This window comes from Sphingomonas yabuuchiae (assembly GCF_014199595.1).
GTDB classification, from domain to species: Bacteria; Pseudomonadota; Alphaproteobacteria; order Sphingomonadales; family Sphingomonadaceae; genus Sphingomonas; species Sphingomonas yabuuchiae.
Window position 1 is genome coordinate 80,348 of the sequence record NZ_JACHNX010000012.1, and the last position, 16,602, is coordinate 96,949.

The 16,602-nt window shown below is 65.2% G+C and carries 19 protein-coding genes and 1 pseudogene; 13 read left to right on the forward strand and 7 right to left on the reverse strand.

What is annotated here, in order from left to right:
- Window positions 1–57 precede the first annotated feature (57 nt).
- Genes copC through GGQ89_RS14380 form a run of 3 tightly spaced genes read left to right on the forward strand, consistent with a single transcriptional unit; the run spans window position 58 to window position 1,679 of the window.
- Window positions 58–426: a copper homeostasis periplasmic binding protein CopC gene (copC, locus tag GGQ89_RS14370; RefSeq protein WP_020486671.1), complete on the forward strand. Its 369-nt coding sequence runs from the start codon at window positions 58–60 to the stop codon at window positions 424–426.
- A gap of 4 nt (window positions 427–430) precedes the next feature.
- Window positions 431–1,357: a copper homeostasis membrane protein CopD gene (copD, locus tag GGQ89_RS14375; RefSeq protein ID WP_017980789.1), complete on the forward strand. Its 927-nt coding sequence runs from the start codon at window positions 431–433 to the stop codon at window positions 1,355–1,357.
- A gap of 52 nt (window positions 1,358–1,409) precedes the next feature.
- Window positions 1,410–1,679 (forward strand): flagellar biosynthetic protein FliQ, encoded by a 270-nt coding sequence (locus tag GGQ89_RS14380; RefSeq protein WP_017980790.1) that lies wholly within the window; start codon window positions 1,410–1,412, stop codon window positions 1,677–1,679.
- A gap of 45 nt (window positions 1,680–1,724) precedes the next feature.
- On the opposite strand, the gene GGQ89_RS14385 is transcribed toward GGQ89_RS14380, so the two are convergent.
- The 3 genes from GGQ89_RS14385 to GGQ89_RS14395 form a co-directional block, all read right to left on the reverse strand.
- Window positions 1,725–2,057 (reverse strand): four-helix bundle copper-binding protein, encoded by a 333-nt coding sequence (locus GGQ89_RS14385; protein ID WP_017980791.1) that lies wholly within the window; start codon window positions 2,055–2,057, stop codon window positions 1,725–1,727.
- An 89-nt stretch (window positions 2,058–2,146) separates the two neighbouring features.
- Complete coding sequence (locus GGQ89_RS14390; RefSeq protein WP_017980792.1) at window positions 2,147–3,025, reverse strand: DUF4396 domain-containing protein; 879 nt, start codon at window positions 3,023–3,025, stop codon at window positions 2,147–2,149.
- Window positions 3,026–3,095: 70 nt separating this feature from the next.
- Complete coding sequence (locus GGQ89_RS14395) at window positions 3,096–4,409, reverse strand: hypothetical protein (protein ID WP_017980793.1); 1,314 nt, start codon at window positions 4,407–4,409, stop codon at window positions 3,096–3,098.
- Between the two features lie 331 nt (window positions 4,410–4,740).
- Here GGQ89_RS14395 and GGQ89_RS14400 point away from each other — a divergent pair, with 331 nt between their 5' ends.
- Entirely contained in the window at window positions 4,741–7,098 is a 2,358-nt protein-coding gene (locus GGQ89_RS14400) for a heavy metal translocating P-type ATPase (protein ID WP_371262954.1), read from the forward strand.
- Complete coding sequence (gene cueR / locus GGQ89_RS14405) at window positions 7,095–7,478, forward strand: Cu(I)-responsive transcriptional regulator (protein WP_017980795.1); 384 nt, start codon at window positions 7,095–7,097, stop codon at window positions 7,476–7,478. The genes GGQ89_RS14400 and cueR overlap by 4 nt, the downstream gene beginning before the upstream one ends.
- Window positions 7,479–7,530: 52 nt before the next feature.
- Here cueR and GGQ89_RS14410 read toward each other — a convergent pair whose 3' ends face one another.
- Window positions 7,531–8,052, reverse strand: a complete 522-nt coding sequence (locus tag GGQ89_RS14410; protein WP_017980796.1) for a DUF6118 family protein — start codon at window positions 8,050–8,052, stop codon at window positions 7,531–7,533.
- Between the two features lie 212 nt (window positions 8,053–8,264).
- On the opposite strand from GGQ89_RS14410, the gene GGQ89_RS20075 reads away from it, so the two are divergent.
- Together GGQ89_RS20075 and GGQ89_RS14415 are read left to right on the forward strand one after the other, a co-directional pair.
- On the forward strand, window positions 8,265–8,531 hold the full coding sequence (locus tag GGQ89_RS20075) for a hypothetical protein (protein ID WP_240456356.1): 267 nt from the start codon (window positions 8,265–8,267) through the stop codon (window positions 8,529–8,531).
- A gap of 27 nt (window positions 8,532–8,558) precedes the next feature.
- Window positions 8,559–9,512, forward strand: coding sequence for a cytochrome P450 (locus tag GGQ89_RS14415; RefSeq protein WP_244955796.1), 954 nt, complete (start codon window positions 8,559–8,561; stop codon window positions 9,510–9,512).
- Between the two features lie 73 nt (window positions 9,513–9,585).
- Here GGQ89_RS14415 and GGQ89_RS14420 read toward each other — a convergent pair whose 3' ends face one another.
- On the reverse strand, window positions 9,586–10,002 hold the full coding sequence (locus tag GGQ89_RS14420) for a MerR family transcriptional regulator (protein ID WP_017980798.1): 417 nt from the start codon (window positions 10,000–10,002) through the stop codon (window positions 9,586–9,588).
- Window positions 10,003–10,064: 62 nt separating this feature from the next.
- On the opposite strand from GGQ89_RS14420, the gene GGQ89_RS14425 reads away from it, so the two are divergent.
- From GGQ89_RS14425 to GGQ89_RS14430, 3 genes are all read left to right on the forward strand, one after another.
- Complete coding sequence (locus GGQ89_RS14425; protein WP_017980799.1) at window positions 10,065–10,481, forward strand: mercuric transporter MerT family protein; 417 nt, start codon at window positions 10,065–10,067, stop codon at window positions 10,479–10,481.
- Entirely contained in the window at window positions 10,481–10,702 is a 222-nt protein-coding gene (locus GGQ89_RS20290) for a GDCCVxC domain-containing (seleno)protein (protein ID WP_081609171.1), read from the forward strand. Before GGQ89_RS14425 ends, GGQ89_RS20290 begins: the two co-directional genes overlap by 1 nt.
- Before the next feature lie 262 nt (window positions 10,703–10,964).
- The gene (locus GGQ89_RS14430) at window positions 10,965–12,167 is read left to right on the forward strand and encodes an aspartyl protease family protein (RefSeq protein WP_082795033.1); all 1,203 of its coding nucleotides are present in this window, start codon (window positions 10,965–10,967) and stop codon (window positions 12,165–12,167) included.
- Here GGQ89_RS14430 and GGQ89_RS14435 read toward each other — a convergent pair.
- On the reverse strand, window positions 12,161–12,577 hold the full coding sequence (locus GGQ89_RS14435; RefSeq protein ID WP_004212867.1) for a MerR family transcriptional regulator: 417 nt from the start codon (window positions 12,575–12,577) through the stop codon (window positions 12,161–12,163). The two genes, GGQ89_RS14430 and GGQ89_RS14435, sit on opposite strands and share 7 nt — an antisense overlap.
- Before the next feature lie 78 nt (window positions 12,578–12,655).
- On the opposite strand from GGQ89_RS14435, the gene GGQ89_RS14440 reads away from it, so the two are divergent.
- The 3 genes from GGQ89_RS14440 to lspA all read left to right on the forward strand — a co-directional run bounded on the left by GGQ89_RS14440 (window position 12,656) and on the right by lspA (window position 15,864).
- Entirely contained in the window at window positions 12,656–13,282 is a 627-nt protein-coding gene (locus GGQ89_RS14440; RefSeq protein WP_004212870.1) for a cation efflux transmembrane domain-containing protein, read from the forward strand.
- Window positions 13,282–15,243 carry a cytochrome c/FTR1 family iron permease gene (locus tag GGQ89_RS14445; RefSeq protein WP_064311260.1) on the forward strand — a complete coding sequence of 654 codons (1,962 nt, stop codon included), beginning with the start codon at window positions 13,282–13,284 and terminating at the stop codon, window positions 15,241–15,243. The genes GGQ89_RS14440 and GGQ89_RS14445 overlap by 1 nt, the downstream gene beginning before the upstream one ends.
- Window positions 15,244–15,339: 96 nt before the next feature.
- On the forward strand, window positions 15,340–15,864 hold the full coding sequence (lspA, locus tag GGQ89_RS14450) for a signal peptidase II (RefSeq protein WP_064311259.1): 525 nt from the start codon (window positions 15,340–15,342) through the stop codon (window positions 15,862–15,864).
- A 243-nt stretch (window positions 15,865–16,107) separates the two neighbouring features.
- Here lspA and GGQ89_RS14455 read toward each other — a convergent pair.
- A pseudogene (locus tag GGQ89_RS14455) lies at window positions 16,108–16,512 on the reverse strand (integrase core domain-containing protein); the annotation flags it as partial.
- Window positions 16,513–16,602 lie beyond the last annotated feature (90 nt).

The window sequence follows — 16,602 nt, forward strand, 5'->3', positions numbered from 1 at the left end:
GGTGGTCGATCGGGGCGCGTAATGAAGGACAGGAACCCTCCTGTCGAAAGGCCCCCTATGCGCCGCCTATCCGTTCTGACTGCTGCTGCCGCTCTCGTCATGTTCGCCGGAACGGCGAACGCCCATCCTAAGCTGGTGTCGGCATCGCCGGCCGCCAATGCGACGGTCGCGAAGCCCGCTCGTATCGAACTTCATTTCAGCGAGAAGCTGATGCCAGCCTTCTCCAAGGCCGATCTCACGATGGCAGCGATGCCCGGCATGGCAGCCATGAAGATGGCCAGCGCCTCCGCGCTCTCGTCCGATGGCCGGACCCTCGTCATCACCCCGAAATCGCCGCTCCCATCGGGTCGGTATAGCGTCGCGTGGAATGTCGTCTCGACCGACACCCACAAGGTCGCAGGAACCTACGTCTTCGCGGTGAAGTGAGGCGATGGGGGACTGGTCGCTTATCGGCGTCCGCTTCGCGCTCTACGTGACGCTGGCTGCGCTGTTCGGCCTTGCCGCATTCAGCCTTTATGGGCTGCGGGCGCGCGAGCGCGGCGACGCGCTCGCGCTGCGTCCCTGGTTCATCGCCAGCGCTGGCCTGAGCCTGTTGTTTTCAGGCGCCTGGGTCGTGCTGATGGCCTCCTCAATGGCCGGAACGCCGGCCTGGCCGATCGACCGTGAAGCAGTCGGCGCGCTGCTCACCGGCTCTGCGATCGGAGCAGCATGGAAGCTGCGCATGGTCATGGTGGCCCTCGCGGCGCTGGCAGCGCTGGTCGCGGGCGGGCGCGGCATCTGGCTGAGCATCGTCGCGCTCTGCTCGGCCGTGGCACTCGCAACGCTGGCGTGGACCGGACACGGCGCGATGGACGAAGCCGTGATGGGCTGGGTCCACCTCATCGTCGACATTCTCCATCTGATCGCCTCGGGCGCTTGGGTTGGCGCACTACTGGGGCTGCTCCTGCTCGTCTCCCGACCCGCGGCGCGCGTAGACGCGGCGCATCTGGGGCTGACGCACCGCGCGCTGCACGGGTTCGGCGCGATCGGGACGGTTGTGGTCGGCACGATCCTCGTCACCGGCCTGGTCAACGGCTGGATGCTGGTCGGGATCGGCAACCTCGCCACGCTTCCTGCGACGCTCTATGGTCAGCTCCTGATCGCAAAGCTGGCGCTGTTCGTCGCCATGCTAGGGCTCGCCTCGCTCAACCGCTTCCGGCTCACGCCGGCATTCGAGCGGTCGATCGCAGCGGACGATCACAAGGGCGCCCTCGGCGCGCTGCGGACAAGTCTGGCGATCGAAACCGCCTGTGTCATCGCGGTTCTCGGGCTGATCGCCTGGCTCGGGACGCTCGCGCCGCCTGCATCGGCGATGTGATGCGCGGCCGGGGAGCCCTCGCGGTCCCCGGCCGTTCACGGGGCCGCGCCTGATGGATCAGTCGATCCTGCTCGACGAGACGGGGAGGATGCTGGCCGTGGCCGGCCTGATCTGCGTGGTGCTGCTCGTGCCGATGATGATCGTCGGGCTGATAATCAGCATCATCCAGGCGGCGACGTCGATTAGCGAACAGACGCTGAGCTTCGTGCCTAAGCTGATCGCGCTAGGCGTATGTTTGGTGATTTTCGGGAGCGCAGCGACCGAGCTCCTGACCAAGTTCACGGCCGAGCTGTTCGCTGTGATCGCGAGCATGGGCCGTTGATATGCAGATAGCTGCGCGGGCGGGCGACCGCCCGCGCAAGCCCCGCTATGCCGCCATCCGATCGCAGGAATCGGCGCACTTCCGGCACGCTGCCACGCAATCCTCCATGCCGCCCAGGGCCTCGCAGCTCGCTGCGCAAGCCCGGCAGATCTCGGCACACTCGCGGCAGATATGCTGATGGTGGGCGGACTTGCGCGCCATGAAGTCGATCGCAACCGCGCAAATTTGCGCGCAGTCGGCCATGATCTTCATATGCTCGGGCGCGGCGTGCTGGCCGCCCATTTCGAGGCAATGGTTCATCGCCATGTGAAGACAGGTCACATGGCATTCGTGGCAGGCGTCCATGCACGCCTTCATGCCGGGGTCGATCTGGTGCATCGCATTATCTCCGTATGAGCCCCCGCCTGTTCCTAGATACGCGCGCCGCGCGATCACCCCTTGCCGCGATCTCCGTCGTTCGCGGCAAGTTACATGGCCCACCGACCGAACAGCGTCGCAACGATGATGCCCGCGCCAAGCATGATGAGCGTCAACACTGTCATCGCGGCGATCTGAGGTCCGGTCACGCGCGCGCCGGCCGCCATGCCGCTCATCCCTGCCATTGCGTCGTGTCCCATGTCCGGCATCGGCGTGGCCGATTGCCGGTCCGCGCCGACTTCGTGTCCGCCATGCCCCAGCGCGCGCACCGTGCCCATGCCGTGCTTCAAGCGCACGCCAACCAGCCAAAGGTTGATCGGATAGGCGACTGCGAACCCGACGAGTGTCGCCAGCGACATGACGCCCCAAAAGCGGAGCGAGCTGGCGTGCATCGCGGCCATGTCGCGGCTCATCAACACCACCATCGTCGGGATCATGCCGGCCATGACGGCATTCATCGACAGCCATTCGGGGATGAACGACATGCGAAGCGCGCCCCAATAGGAACCGCCCGCCATGTCGCGCATGAAAAGCGCCTGGAAAATCAGCAGTCCGAACGCGAAGCCGAACACATATTCCGCGATCACGTCCTGCCACATCGGCAGGCCGAGCGCCGTGGTGATCGCGGCTGCGGCGATGACGCCGGTTGCATCGCCCGCCATGCAATGGATGGCCGAGCCGAACGCCTGCTTCCAGAGCGGTCGAACGAAATCCTCGTGCCGCTCGTTCGCCGGCTCCTGGCAGGACAGGACATAGGCCGCGGCCATGATCGGGCCACCATAGAGCGTGACCAACAGCCACCCCCATTTCATCACGCGCAGCTCGGGGTTGCGGGTGAAGGCATCCCACGCGACGTAAGCGACCGAAAGGGCGGTCAGCACGAACCACCCGATCAGCACGGCGTCGAGCCAGGGGGCCGGGGATGGCATCGTCACGGCAGCACTCCTCTACATGCTAGAGGATACGCGGCTCTCCGGATCATCCCTTGCGCGGAGCGGGCTAGGCGAGCTTGCTGGAAACGGCCTTGATCGCTTTCAGTCCCGATCCGAACCGCGCGATGGCCTCCCGGTTCTTCTCCAGCTCGCCATAGGGCAGGTAGGATATGTCGAGGTCGGCTACGCGGCTGAACGCGGGCCGCTGCAACTGCGCGCGAACGTCCGTCTCGCGCGCGTCGGGCGCGACAAGGAACAGCCCCGCGGTCGCGTGAAGGTCGCCACCGCTCAAGGCCAGGTCGAGCATCCTGACGATGCCCGAATAGATCGAGGTCGAATGCTCCACCTCGAACGCCGCGGCGACATGATCGCCGGCCTTCTCAAGCCACAGCACGTCGATCAGCCGGATCGAGTCAGCGCCCTTCGACGTCGCGATCGTGTCGGGCAGGCGCTCAAGGCATCCTGCGCCCAAGGGTGATCCGTCGAAGGCGCGGCTGCGGTCGTTCGCGGCGATCCATACGTCATAGCCGAGCGCCAACCCTAGATCGCGAAGCCATGCCTGGATTTCGGTATGGGTGCGCTCGTTCTCGCCCTCGCGCTGAGCGGCCTTGCTGAGCGTGCGCGCTTCCTCGCGCGCCGCCTCAAGCCGCTGCCCCCAGCTCGCCAGCGTCGCGCCGCTCACGTCGAGGGGCGGAGCCGGATAGCGATCGGAGCCGATGTCGAACAACAGACCGCCGATCGCGCCTAAATCATTCGATAGCAGCTCGCGGAAGCGGTCGTTGAGATCGAGGATGCCGGTCCGCATCGCCAGAAAATGCTCCCAGCTCCCGAGCTTCACATTCGCCCCCGTCAGCGCGTTGTAGCCCTTAACGATTGCGGTGTTGAAGGGCGGCACCAGCGTCGGGTGAAGGAAGTAGAGGAGGTTGGCGACCGCCGGACCCAGCCCCTTGATCTTCAAACGGTCGATCGCGTGGATATGGCTGATGATCTCCTCGGCCGTGTCGCAACAGGAACAGGCGTCGAGCAAGCGGCCGAACGCGCGCTGATTGTCGGGGCTCTCGTAAATGTCGGGGATGCGGAGCTTCGGCTTCCAGAGGAACGCATGGTCCGCGCCCTTGAAGATTTGCCGCTGCTCGGCGACGGAATGGACGACGGTTTCGAGCGACGATCCGCGGTAGGCGACGCCGAACGTGCCGCGCTCGATCTCGCCGACAACCTGGGTGATGCCGCGCCGGATTGATCGGAAGTTCTTCAACCGCTCGTCCCAAAGAAACCAGCTCCGATAGGTCGCGCCCTGATCGTCACGCCAGCGGGCAATTAAGCGGCGCACCAGGCCGTCATGGTCGGTGCCAGTAGAAAGACTGTCGATCTGCGCTGCCATATGTCCCCGATTGCCCCCGGCCCGCGTTTGGCGAGCTAGTAATAGACCTAAGCTGCGGCCCTTATGGCGTCGAGGGTGTAGAGCTGGCCCCCGCAATATGAGGGCAACGCCGCTCCCGCGCGTAGATTCAACATACACGCCAGCGGTGCCGACAGGGCCTTGACCCTAACACGGTGTCATACCCTACATGCTCTCGGGTCGAAGGAGTCTTGCCATGAACGACCCTCATTCCCATTCCCAAGCCGGGGGTTGCGGCTGTTCGAAGCCTGCGCCTGAATCGGTCTCCACGCCCTCATCCTGTTGCGGGGGCGGCTCGGCCGCTCCCGCAAAGATCGAGCACGAACATCATCACACCGAAGCGGGCGGCTGCTGCTCGGGCAGTAAGGACAACGATGCCGCAGCAGCAGTGATCGACGCGGTGTGCGGCATGACGGTCGATCCCGCAAAAACGACACACCATGCCGAGCACGCTGGTCATGCCTATCATTTCTGTAGCGCAGGGTGCCGGAGCAAGTTTGTCGCCAATCCTGACGCCTATCTGAGCGATAAGCCGAAACCGGAGCCGATGGCGACGCCGGGGGCGATGTGGACGTGCCCGATGCACCCGCAAATTCGCCAGGAAGGGCCGGGAACTTGCCCAATCTGCGGCATGGCGCTCGAACCCGAAGAACCGTCGCTCGACGATACTCCCAACCCTGAGCTGGTCGACTTCACGCGCCGACTGTGGGTGGCGGGCGCGCTCACGATCCCGCTGCTCGTCGTCTCGATGTTCGCGGAAATGTTAGGCCTGCATGTGGTTAGCCCTGCGGCCTCGCCTTGGGTCCAGCTCGCACTCACCGCGCCGATCGTGCTGTGGGCGGGCTGGCCGTTTTTCGAGCGGGGGTGGACATCGCTTCGTACCCGCCATCTCAATATGTTCACACTGATCGCGATCGGCGTAGGTGCCGCCTTCCTCTATAGCGTGGTCGCGACGCTCGCGCCGGGCATCTTCCCAGCGACCTTCCGCACGCATGGGAGCATGGTTCCCGTCTATTACGAGGCGGCCGGCGTCGTGGTGACACTGGTGCTGCTCGGGCAAGTGCTCGAACTGCGCGCTAGGGCGGCGACAGGGCGCGCGATCCGCGCTCTCATGGATCTCGCCCCCAAGACGGCGCGACGCTTGCAGCCTGACGGTTCTGAAGAAGAAGTCGGGCTTGCCGACGTGGCAACCGGTGACCGGCTGCGGGTCCGCCCCGGTGAAGCCATCCCGGTCGATGGCGTCGTGGTCGAGGGTCGTTCGTCGGTCGACGAAGCCATGCTCACCGGCGAACCCGCGCCGGTCCTCAAGGAAGTCGAGGCGATCGTTACCGGGGGCACCGTCAACGGGACGGGCAGCCTGGTGATGGAAGCCCGCGCGGTTGGTTCGGACACGATGCTCGCGCGTATCGTCCGCATGGTCGCGGAAGCGCAGCGAAGCCGCGCCCCGATACAGGCGGTCGCCGATCGGGTTTCAGGATGGTTCGTGCCGCTCGTCGTGCTGATCTCGATTGCGACCTTCATCACTTGGTCGCTGGTCGGCCCTGAGCCGCGCATGGGCCATGCCCTGCTTAACGCCATCGCAGTGCTGGTGATCGCCTGCCCGTGCGCGCTCGGGCTCGCCACGCCCATGTCGATCATGGTCGGCACGGGACGCGGCGCTCAGGCCGGCGTGCTGGTGAAGAACGCGGAAGCCTTACAGGGGCTGGAAAAGGTCGATACCCTTGTCATCGACAAGACGGGTACGCTCACGGAAGGCAAGCCCAAGCTGATCGCGGTCGAGACGGTCAGCGCGGTCGGAGAGAACGACATGCTCGCGCTTGCCGCGGCCGTCGAAGGCCAATCCGAACATCCGCTCGCGCACGCAATCGTCGTTGCCGCCAAAGAACGAGGATTGCAGCTCGGCACAGTCGCGGACTTTGCCTCGCAAACCGGGCTGGGTGTCAGCGCCACGGTGGGCGGCCGCTCGGTCGTGATTGGCAATGCGGTGCAAATGAGCCGGATCGGCGCTGATCTCAAGCCGGTCGACGCCGCGGCCGATCGTCACCGTGGCGAAGGCGCGGGCATCATCCTCGTCGCGATCGACGGGGCGCTCGCCGGTCTGCTCGCAGTCGCCGATCCGGTGCGCGCATCGGCGCGCGACGCTATTGCCGCGCTTCGCAAGGAGGGCCTGCGGGTCGTCATGCTCACCGGCGACAATCGTGGGACGGCCGATGCTGTCGCGCGCGCCGTGGGCGGTCTTGATGACGTGCGCGCCGATCTGCTGCCGGAAGACAAGGCGCGTATCATCGGCGAGCTGAAAGCGAGCGGCGCAAGGGTCGCAATGGCGGGCGATGGGATCAACGACGCCCCGGCGCTCGCCGCCGCGGATGTCGGCTTGGCGATGGGAACGGGAACAGACGTGGCGATCGAAAGCGCCGGCATGACGCTCACGCGCGGCGATCTCTCGGCGATCGTGCGCGCCCGCAAGCTCGCTCGCGCGACGATGCGAAATATCCGCCAAAACCTGTTCTTCTCGTTCTTGTTCAACGGAATCGGCGTGCCGGTTGCGGCCGGCGTGCTTTACCCGGTTGCCGGTATCCTGCTGTCGCCGATGCTGGCCGGTGCAGCGATGGCGCTCTCGTCCTTCACCGTGGTCCTGAACGCACTGCGGCTCAACGCGGTAAAGCTGTGAACATCGGAGCGGCGTCGGACGCCAGCGGCGTCTCCCAACGCATGATCCGCCACTATGAAAAGATTGGTTTGGTGCCCGCGCCGCCACGGCGCGGGAACTACCGGGACTACGCCGACGCTGACGTTCATCGGCTGCGATTTATCGCCAACGCGCGCGACCTGGGGTTCCCGATCGAGGAAATCCGCACGCTGCTGGGGCTGTGGTCGGATCGCGATCGGTCGAGCGCGGAAGTGAAGACGCTGGCGGAAGCCCGCGCTGCCGAACTGGGCCGCAAGGTCCGCGTCTTGGACGCCATGCGCCGCTCGCTTACCGGGCTCGCCCAAGCCTGTCATGGCGATGATCGGCCTGATTGTCCGATCATCGAACGCTTGGCTGAATAACTTGCGCGGCTAACTTTTACTCCACTTGAGCGTGATCGTGCGTCGCACCGTTTCACGCGTTTCGCGCTGCGGCTTTGCCGCACCCCTCGATCGCCGCGCGGTTGGCCGTCACGATCCTGTCGGCCCCGACGATGGCGCGGAACGCGGTGGGACTGGCGCTCTGGATCATACGCTGCCCGGCTTCCCAGCGGGGCAAGTCGAGCGTCCGCGCCGCCATGCGCTCGGGCCATTGCCAGCTCGCCGGTGCGATCTCGCGCGCGACCAGGCCCGGCACGATCGCCCATGCGAGGATGCCGGCCGCCACCCCACCCAGGGCAAACCATAGCTGCCGATTCTTCTGGTCGGCGCGTGTCCATGCGGACCCGGCGATGGCGCGAAGATCGGCCATGATGCGGGCCTTGTCCTCGCCCGCCTTGGCGAGCGCCGCCTGATCCTCGCGCCGGGCGGCGCTGCCCGCCGCGGCGATGCGCTGCGCCATCTGCTCCGGCGTCATCGCCAGCGCCGGGGCCGCTTTCAGGAATTGGCCGATGCGCGCGACGTTCTCGCCTGCCGTGTTCACGTTCTGCTGGAGCACGCCAAGCGTCTCGGTATGGTCGGGTATGTCGATCGCCGCGCTCGGCCGCCAAGCCCTCCACGGCGCAGCGCCAGCTCGCCGCGCATGGCCTCGAACGCCTCGGCCGCGCCTGCTCCGCCCTGATCGTCCTCGTTCGTCACCTGTCGTGAGCCTGCAACCCGTGATATTCCTCCGAGTTAATCAAAGGAGACCCAACAATCACCGGACCGGTCATGCCTAAGACACCACACACGAAAGGCCCGGACGAAACCCTTTCTCTCCTCGCCGATCCCTATCGGTTCATCTCCAGGCAGTGCCAGCGCCTAGGCGCAAACGCTTTTGAATCCCGTTTCCTGCTGAAAAAGACCAACTGCCTTAAGGGGGCCAAGGCCGCCGAAATCTTCTACGATACGACCCGCTTCGAGCGCGAAGGTGCCATGCCGGTCGCTATTCAGAAGACACTGCTGGGCCAAGGCGGCGTTCAGGGTCTGGACGGCTAGACCCATCGGCACCGCAAGCAGATGTTCATGGGCCTGATGACACCAGAGCGCGTGCGGGCGCTGGCGCAATTGTTCGAGGCCGAGTGGCGCAGGGCGGTGCCGGGCTGGACGCGCAAAGGAGAGATCGTCTTCTATGACGAGTTGCATGAGCCGCTGACGCGAGCGGTATGCGCTTGGGCGGGAGTTCCTCTTCCGGACGATGAAGCCGGCAACCGCGCGGGCGAGCTGCGGGCGCTGTTCGACGCCGCCGGCTCGGCGAGCCCAAGGCATCTTTGGTCACGGCTGGCCCGTCGTCGCGTCGACGCATGGGCGAAGCGGATCATTGAAGGCATTCGGGCCGGGAGCATCGGCTCGGGCTCGGGGACCGCGGCTTACGCGATAGCCTGGCATCGCGACCGGCACGACGATCTTCTTTCGCCGCACGTCGCAGCGGTCGAACTGGTAAATGTCCTTCGCCCGACCGTCGCGATCGCAGTGTACATCACCTTCGTCGCCCACGCGCTGCAAACCTGTTCAGGGATCAGGGCGGCCTTGGTTCAGCAGCCGGACTATGCCGAGCTCTTCGTCCAAGAGGTCCGCCGATTCTATCCCTTCTTTCCCGCTGTGGTGGCGCGCGCGAGCCAAGATTTCGAGTGGGAGGGGATGGCCTTTCCGGAAGGGCGTCAAGTGGTGCTAGACCTTTATGGGAGCAATCACGACGCAGCGACCTGGGCCGACCCCCAGGAGTTTCGCCCTGAGCGTTTCAGGGCTTGGGACGAAGACTCCTTCAACTTCATTCCGCAGGGCGGCGGCGATCACTATCTCGGCCATCGCTGTCCCGGCGAATGGATCGTCCTCGCGATCATGAAGGTGGCGGCACACCTCCTCGTCAACGCGATGCGCTATGACGTACCGGACCAAGACCTGAGCATCGATTTCGCCAGGCTGCCAGCGCTTCCGAAAAGCGGCTTCGTGATGCGCAACGTCCACATAGGTGGCTAGGGCCGCGTGCCGTGGTGATGGTGATCGGCTCCGTTATCGACCGTTTGCGCGAGTACGGGGTGCGATGCGACATCTACGCAGTCGAATGTTGGTTCAGCAAGTCGATCACGGCGCACCTCGCCGCCCCGTCGCCTTCGCAACGGTCGATGGTCGCAGCCAGCAGGCTTTCTAGTTGCGCCAGATCCTCCATCTTAGCGCGCACACGCTCTAGATGGTGAGCCGCGATCTCGCGGACCTCACTGCATGACGCCTGCGCAGAACCGCCAAGAGACAGGATCGCGCGCACCTCGGCCGGGGAGAAGCCGAGTTCGCGCGCGCGACGGACGAACCCAAGTGCGCGGACGTGACCGGTCCCATATACCCGCCGCCCGCCGCTTGTGCGGGGTGGCGTTGCGAGAACACCAACGCGCTCGAAGTACCGGATCGTCTCGATATTCACGCCAGTCCGGCGAGACAGCTCGCCGATCGTGATGCTTTCCTCAACGCGCATATATTGCTTGCTCCTGTAGTCACTACAGGATGCATAACGGGCTAACCCGCTAGAGGCGATAGATGAACCAAGAGACCATCCCGCGTGAACCCCTAGGCGCACCAACGTCACGACGTCGCGCCGACACGGGGCTATCCGCCCTCGGCGCGCTTGCGAGCTTAGCCGCTGTTCTAGCTGCGGCGTCATGCTGCGTCCTGCCCCTCGCACTCGCGGCGCTCGGCCTGGGGGCGGGCCTGTCCAGCAACTTCGCCGCGCTGATACCACTACGGTGGCCGCTAACGGCGACCTCCCTCATCGGCTTGGCTGCTGGGTGGTGGGCCTACGCGCAGCGGCGGAGGTCCTGTGCTGGGGACCGGTCCTGCACAATGCCGCTGCCCTCGCGCGCGACACCTATCCTGCTCGCGATTGGAACGGTTCTGACGCTTATCGCGTTCGCCTGGGACCTCCTAGAAGCGCCGCTGATGAACGCGCTTTCCTGATGCAGCTCACCTCAACCCTGACCTGTCCCAAATGCGGCGGGGTGGCCACCGAAAGGATGCCCACCAACGCCTGCCAATTCTTCTATGATTGCCGGCATTGCGCGGTGGTGCTGCGGCCCCTGGCTGGCGACTGCTGCGTGTTCTGCTCATTTGGCGATGTCCCATGCCCTCCGATCCAGGAAGCGAAAGCAAACGGGACTGTGGCGGGCTGCTGCGGGTGAGGCGATAGCTTCACGTTTCTTCGTGAACTGGGGTCCTGCTCGCCAAGGTCGCGCAAGCGAAATTGCCTACTTCGGTCTTATTCGACCGGTTCCTGACCTGCCTCAACTGCTCATTTTCGAGAGGGCATTTGAACAGGATAGCATTTCGGGCGCTTCAAAAACCCTTGCTCCTCCAGTTGCTAGAGCATGTAACCGCAATTTGCTCTCCTGCGGACGGGGGGCTGGAGGTGGCTTTTTGACGGCCCGTGTTGAAGCAATCGGTATGTCTCGACGCTCATTAGTGGCGCGGCTGGTGGCCTGTGGAACCGGCTTGGTGCTCGGTTCTCCAACGCTCGCGCGACAGACTTCCCGGTCTGCGGCCTCGTGGAACTTCGGCGCGGCTCACCTCGAATGGGAGCCGCTGGAAGTCGGCACGGGTGATACCCTCCTTGTTTCGGCACAAGTGCGCGGAGTGCCGGCGCGGGCGGTGCTCGACAGTGGCAGCGGCGCGTCGATCATGAGCACGGCGCTCGCGGCGAAGCTCGGCTTGAACAATGGTGAGCGGCGCATGATTAGCGGGCTGAGCGCCAAGGCCCCGGTGCTGCTGGTCCGCGACATCGACGTACAGCTCGCCCGCGAAACCCGTCGCTTACCCTTTGCCGTTGTTGGTGATCTGAGTTCAGTGTCGGCGGCCTTCGGACGACCGATCGACGTTCTCCTCGGTGCCGATATGTTCACGGGCAGCTGCATCGCGCTCGATTTCGCGAACAGGCGTATGGCGGTCGTCAAGTCAGGCACGTTTCTCGCCGGCCCCGACTGGCGCGCTGTCGCGCTCGGACGCGGTGCCAAGCAGGAGCTGTTCATCCGGGCCTCCGTCGAGGGCCTGTCTCCCGTGCCCTTGATGATCGATCTTGGCAGCTCGGCCGCGCTGATGCTCTCGTCGGCCTATGCCCGCGATCAAGGGCTGTTGAACGGGAAGCTCGTCTCGACCGCGGCGATCGGCGGCGTCGATGGCGTGCGAGTCAACGATGCTTTCACAACCCAGAACATCAACATTGAAGGGCTTGGCGTCTCGAACGTCCCCACACTCGGGATGAGAGCTTGGCTCTCCACCAGCACGGTTGGCAATGTCGGCCTACCGCTGATCGCTCAATTCGACGTGGTGTTCGACGTGACCGCCGGATTCGTGTGGCTCCGGCCACTCGGTCCTCGTCGTCGCCTGCCGATGCTGAAGGACCGTAGCGGCCTTGGCCTCGCAGCCTCACCAACGGCGCTCACCGTCGTTCATGTGGCGGCGAACAGTCCCGCGGAAAAGGCTGGCTGGGCGGTCGGCGACCGGATCGTGGCGGTGAACGGCCATTCGATCGATGCGAACTATACGCGTGGGGAGCTCTGGCAAGTGCGCTCCCGGCCTGCTGGCACCCTCGTAAAGCTGACGATGGCCTCGGGTGATGTGCGCGACCTCAGGCTAGCCGACTATTACTGATCGGCTTGAGGGTGGCCTTTGCCGATCGCCTTCATGATCCGACAATCGGCCATGCGCGCCTTGGTGCAGCTCTGGCTGAGCATTGCCAACTCATCCCGCAACACCGCGAGTTGCGCCAGCCTCTCCTCAACATCCTTGAGGTGCTGAGCAGCGATAGCTGAGGCGGCACCACAATCCTGGTCCGGGTTCTGCGCCAGCCCCATCAACGATCGTATTTCGTCGACCGAAAAGCCGAGCCGGCGACCGTTGCGGATGAAGTGCAAACGCTCGATGTCGCTGGCATCATAGGTTCTACGGCCCGACGCCGTGCGCGGGGCGGAGCGCAGCAACCCGATCGACTCATAAAACCGGATCGTCGTCACTTTTGTCGACGTCTCGCTGGCGAGCTGCCCAATCATCACCGGCTTCATCATGCCATCCTTGCTAATGCGAACGTGTCGCACATTTCGCTTGCTTCTACAGCGACTGGAGGTGGTAAGGAAGGCCGCATGAATGCTTCTACCGAAAGCTGCGGGTGCCACGGGGAGCCCGCGCGCGCGCAAACCGATCCGGCCTATCGCCGTGCGCTGCTGACCGTCGTGGTGCTCAACCTCGGCTTCGGAGTCGCCGAGCTGTTCGGCGGGTTCATCGCCGATAGCCAAGCGCTGAAAGCGGATTCCCTCGATTTTCTCGGGGACGGGTCGATCAGCCTTATCGGTCTTCTCGCGCTTGCCTGGTCCGCACGGGCGAGGGCAAAGGTCGCGCTGACGCAGGGGTTGTTTCTCGGTGCGCTTGGCGTGGGCGTAATCGGTTTCGCGATTTGGCGCGCCCTGAACGCAACCGCGCCGGATGCCGAACTGATGGGCACAATCGGCGTTGTCGCGCTCGCGATCAATGTCGTGTCCGCCTTGGTGCTTGCGCGTTTCCGGGAAGGGGACGCCAATGTTCGCGCGATCTGGCTGTTCAGCCGCAACGACGCGCTCGCCAATGTCGCGGTGATCGCCGCGGCCGGTCTGGTGGCGTGGACAGGAAGCGCCTGGCCGGACCTCGCCGTCGCCGGCCTCATCGCCCTCCTGTTCCTCCACTCCGCTTATGAAATCGTCACTGGCGCTCGGCGCGAACTGGGAGAGCGGTAGTGCGTCTGCTCACCTTGATCCGGGCAATGCTCTCGCTGCGGCTGCTCGCCGCGCTCGCTGCGCTGCTGATCCCTGCTGCGGCATTCGCCGAACCCGGCGACGTGCAAACCGCATGGCGGCTGCTCGACTATATGGCCGTCGATTATGGAGGCGCGGTCGCGAACGGTCGGATCAAGAGCGCGTCGGAATACGCCGAAATGAATGAGTTTGCCGCGTCGGTCTCGACACGGCTTCAAGGCCTGCCGGCGAAGCCGGAGCGCCAAGCCCTCATTCAGCGGGCCGCCAACCTCCAAGCGGTAATCGCGGAAAAGGGATCGACTGAACAGGTGGCAACACTGGCGCACGGGCTCGCGGCCGATCTGCTGCGCGCCTACCCGGTGCCGCTCGCGCCCGATAAGGCTCCGAACCTCGTCTCCGGCCATGCCCTGTTCCAACAATCCTGCGCGTCCTGTCACGGCATGACGGGCAACGGCCGTGGCCCCGACGCCGCCAAGCTCGCGACACCCCCGATCGCCTTTACCGATGCCGAACGTGCGCGCCAGCGCAGCGTCTTCGCGCTCTATCAGGTGGTGACGCAGGGCATCGACGGGACGGCGATGCAGAGCTTCGCCGATCTGCCGAACGATCAGCGCTGGGCGGTAGCATTCCGAGCCGGGAGCTTCGCCTTCACGGACGCGCAGGCGCGCGAAGGCGAGCGGCTGTGGAAATCCGATCCGACCCTTCGCCGTCGCATCCCGGACCTGAAAACCCTGGTCGCACTCACCCCGGCCGCGCTCGGCGCGGCGATCGGCGACGCCAAGGCTGACGCCGTGCTCGCGTTCCTGCGTCGCCACCCTGAACAGGTGATGCAACAGGCTCCCGGCTCGCTCGCGGTCGCCCGCGCCAAACTCGCCGAAAGCGTGGCCGCTGCCCGGCGTGGCGATGCGCGGATGGCAAAAGAGCTGGCGCTGTCAGCCTATCTCGATGGGTTCGAGCCGATCGAACCAACGCTCACCGCGCGCGACGCGACGCTGATGGGCCGAATCGAGGGCGCCATGGGGGAGTTCCGCGCCGCGATCGACCGGGGCGCATCGCCCGATGATCTCGCGGAGAAGGTCACGGTGCTGGGCGGCTTTTTCGATGATGCAGAAGCGGCGCTCGCGCCCGATGCCGCCACCGAGGCGTCCACGTTCCTGGGCGCGTTCACGATCCTGCTGCGTGAAGGGCTCGAAGCCCTGCTCATCGTCGTCGCCATGATCGCATTCCTGCGTAAAGCCGACCGCGGCGAGGCGCTGCGCTACGTTCATGGCGGCTGGGTCAGCGCGATCATCGCGGGCGGAATCACCTGGGCGGTCGCCACCTATGCAATCGGGATCAGCGGCGCGAGCCGGGAGCTGACCGAAGGGTTCGGCTCGCTGTTCGCCGCGTTCGTGCTGCTCTCGGTCGGGATTTGGATGCACGGTAAGGCGCAAGCCGATCAGTGGCAGCGCTATATTCGCGAGAAGATGTCGCGGGCGCTCTCGGGCGGGTCGGGCTGGTTCCTGTTCGGACTCGCCTTCGTGGTCGTCTATCGCGAGGTTTTCGAGACGATCCTGTTCTACGCCGCTCTCTCCGCGCAAGGTGACAACGGGATGCTGCTCGCCGGCGCCGGATCGGCCATTGGACTGCTTGGTGTGATCGCCTGGGCAATGCTCCGCTACAGCCGCAAGCTGCCGATCGCGCAGTTCTTCCGCTATAGCTCCTGGCTCATGGCCGTTCTGACCGTCGTGCTTGCGGGCAAGGGCGTCGCCGCTCTCCAGGAGGCCGGCCTTATCAACATCGCACCGCTCGCGGACGTGCCGCGGCTGTCGATGCTAGGGTTATTCCCCACCTGGCAATCGGTGCTGGCGCAACTCCTGATGGCGGTCGCCATCGCAGTGGGGTTTGCCTGGAATCGGCGCAACCGATCTCGCTCGGGTTCCGGCCCGGCGACGGCTCACTAGGCGAGGCTCGCATTTGCCCCCGCTTCGCTCGCGCACACTGGCCGGCATGTCGCGCATCCGCGACGGGCGCCAGGACCTCGCGGGTACGCAGCGGACATGAAAGCGGGCACGGCCACGCTGCTGATCGCCACGGGGGCCGCGCTAGACCTGGCGACCAAGGCATGGGCGCGGGCTGCGCTCGAACCCTATGGGCCGGCGGGCGATTTCCTGCCCTTCGTCTCGCTGCGCCTGACCTTTAACGAGGGCGTGTCGTTCAGCCTGCTCGCCTCTGATGGCGACGTCGGGCGCGCCCTCCTGATCGGGCTCACGGCAATCCTGACCCTCGGCCTTGTCGCGTGGGCCTACCGCTCGCAGGGCTGGCAGCGCACGGCCTTAGCGGTCGCCGCGGCCGGCGCCGTGGGCAATCTGATCGACCGCGCCGCACGCTGGTCTGTAACCGACTTCCTCGGGCTGCACTTCGGGAGCTGGCACCCCTTCGTTTTCAACCTCGCCGACGTGTGGATTTCGCTCGGGGTCGGGCTACTGCTGCTCGGGCCATACTTACCCGCAAGAGGATCGACGGCAGAAGCGTTTCGCCGGAATGGCGCTGAACGCCCGGCAGCTACGGACGGAGGGCCGTGATGACAGAGAGTTCTCGCGACAGGCGCCCTTGATGGAGGCAACCGTCCGCCCCCGCCTTTTCGGCTGATACCGAGCTAAGGCTTGTGTGCCGAGTAGATAGAAATGGAGCCGGTCGGCGTTGATATCGACTGGCGCTCGATCACGCGATCGAACCCCGCCGCGGCGAACATGCGGGGTAGCACGCCATCAGCGTTCGGCTGGGTGTTCGCTGAGCAGCCCCCACCGGGTGGTCCGGGTAGATAGTTAGTGCATTGTCGTCTCCGCCGCCATTGCCGGGCGCAGGTGGAGCGAAGCGGAACCGGAGGCCGGCAATGGCGGCGTCGCCGCTTCTGGTGCGGGTGGGCGATAGCCCAGGCTGCTATGTGGCCGGATGGTGTTGTAGTGGCGCCGCCACGCCTCGATCAGCACTCTGGCCTCGGCGAGGCTGTAGAAGATCTCTCCGTTAAGCAGCTCGTCACGCAGCGAGCCATTGAAGCTCTCGTTGTAGCCGTTCTCCCATGGCGAGCCTGGCGTGATGTAGAGCGTGTTCACGCCGATCTGCCCAAGCCATTTCTGGACTGCGGTGGCGATGAACTCGCTGCCGTTGTCCGATCTGATATGGGCAGGCGGGCCCCGGTCAATGAACAGCTCGGCCAGGGCCGCCGTAAGCGTCCGGTGTTCCCCGCCTTGCTGACGAGGTGATGCGCAAGCCACAGGTGCGGCACTGTGGCAGGCACCGGTGCGGCATTATGGCGACGC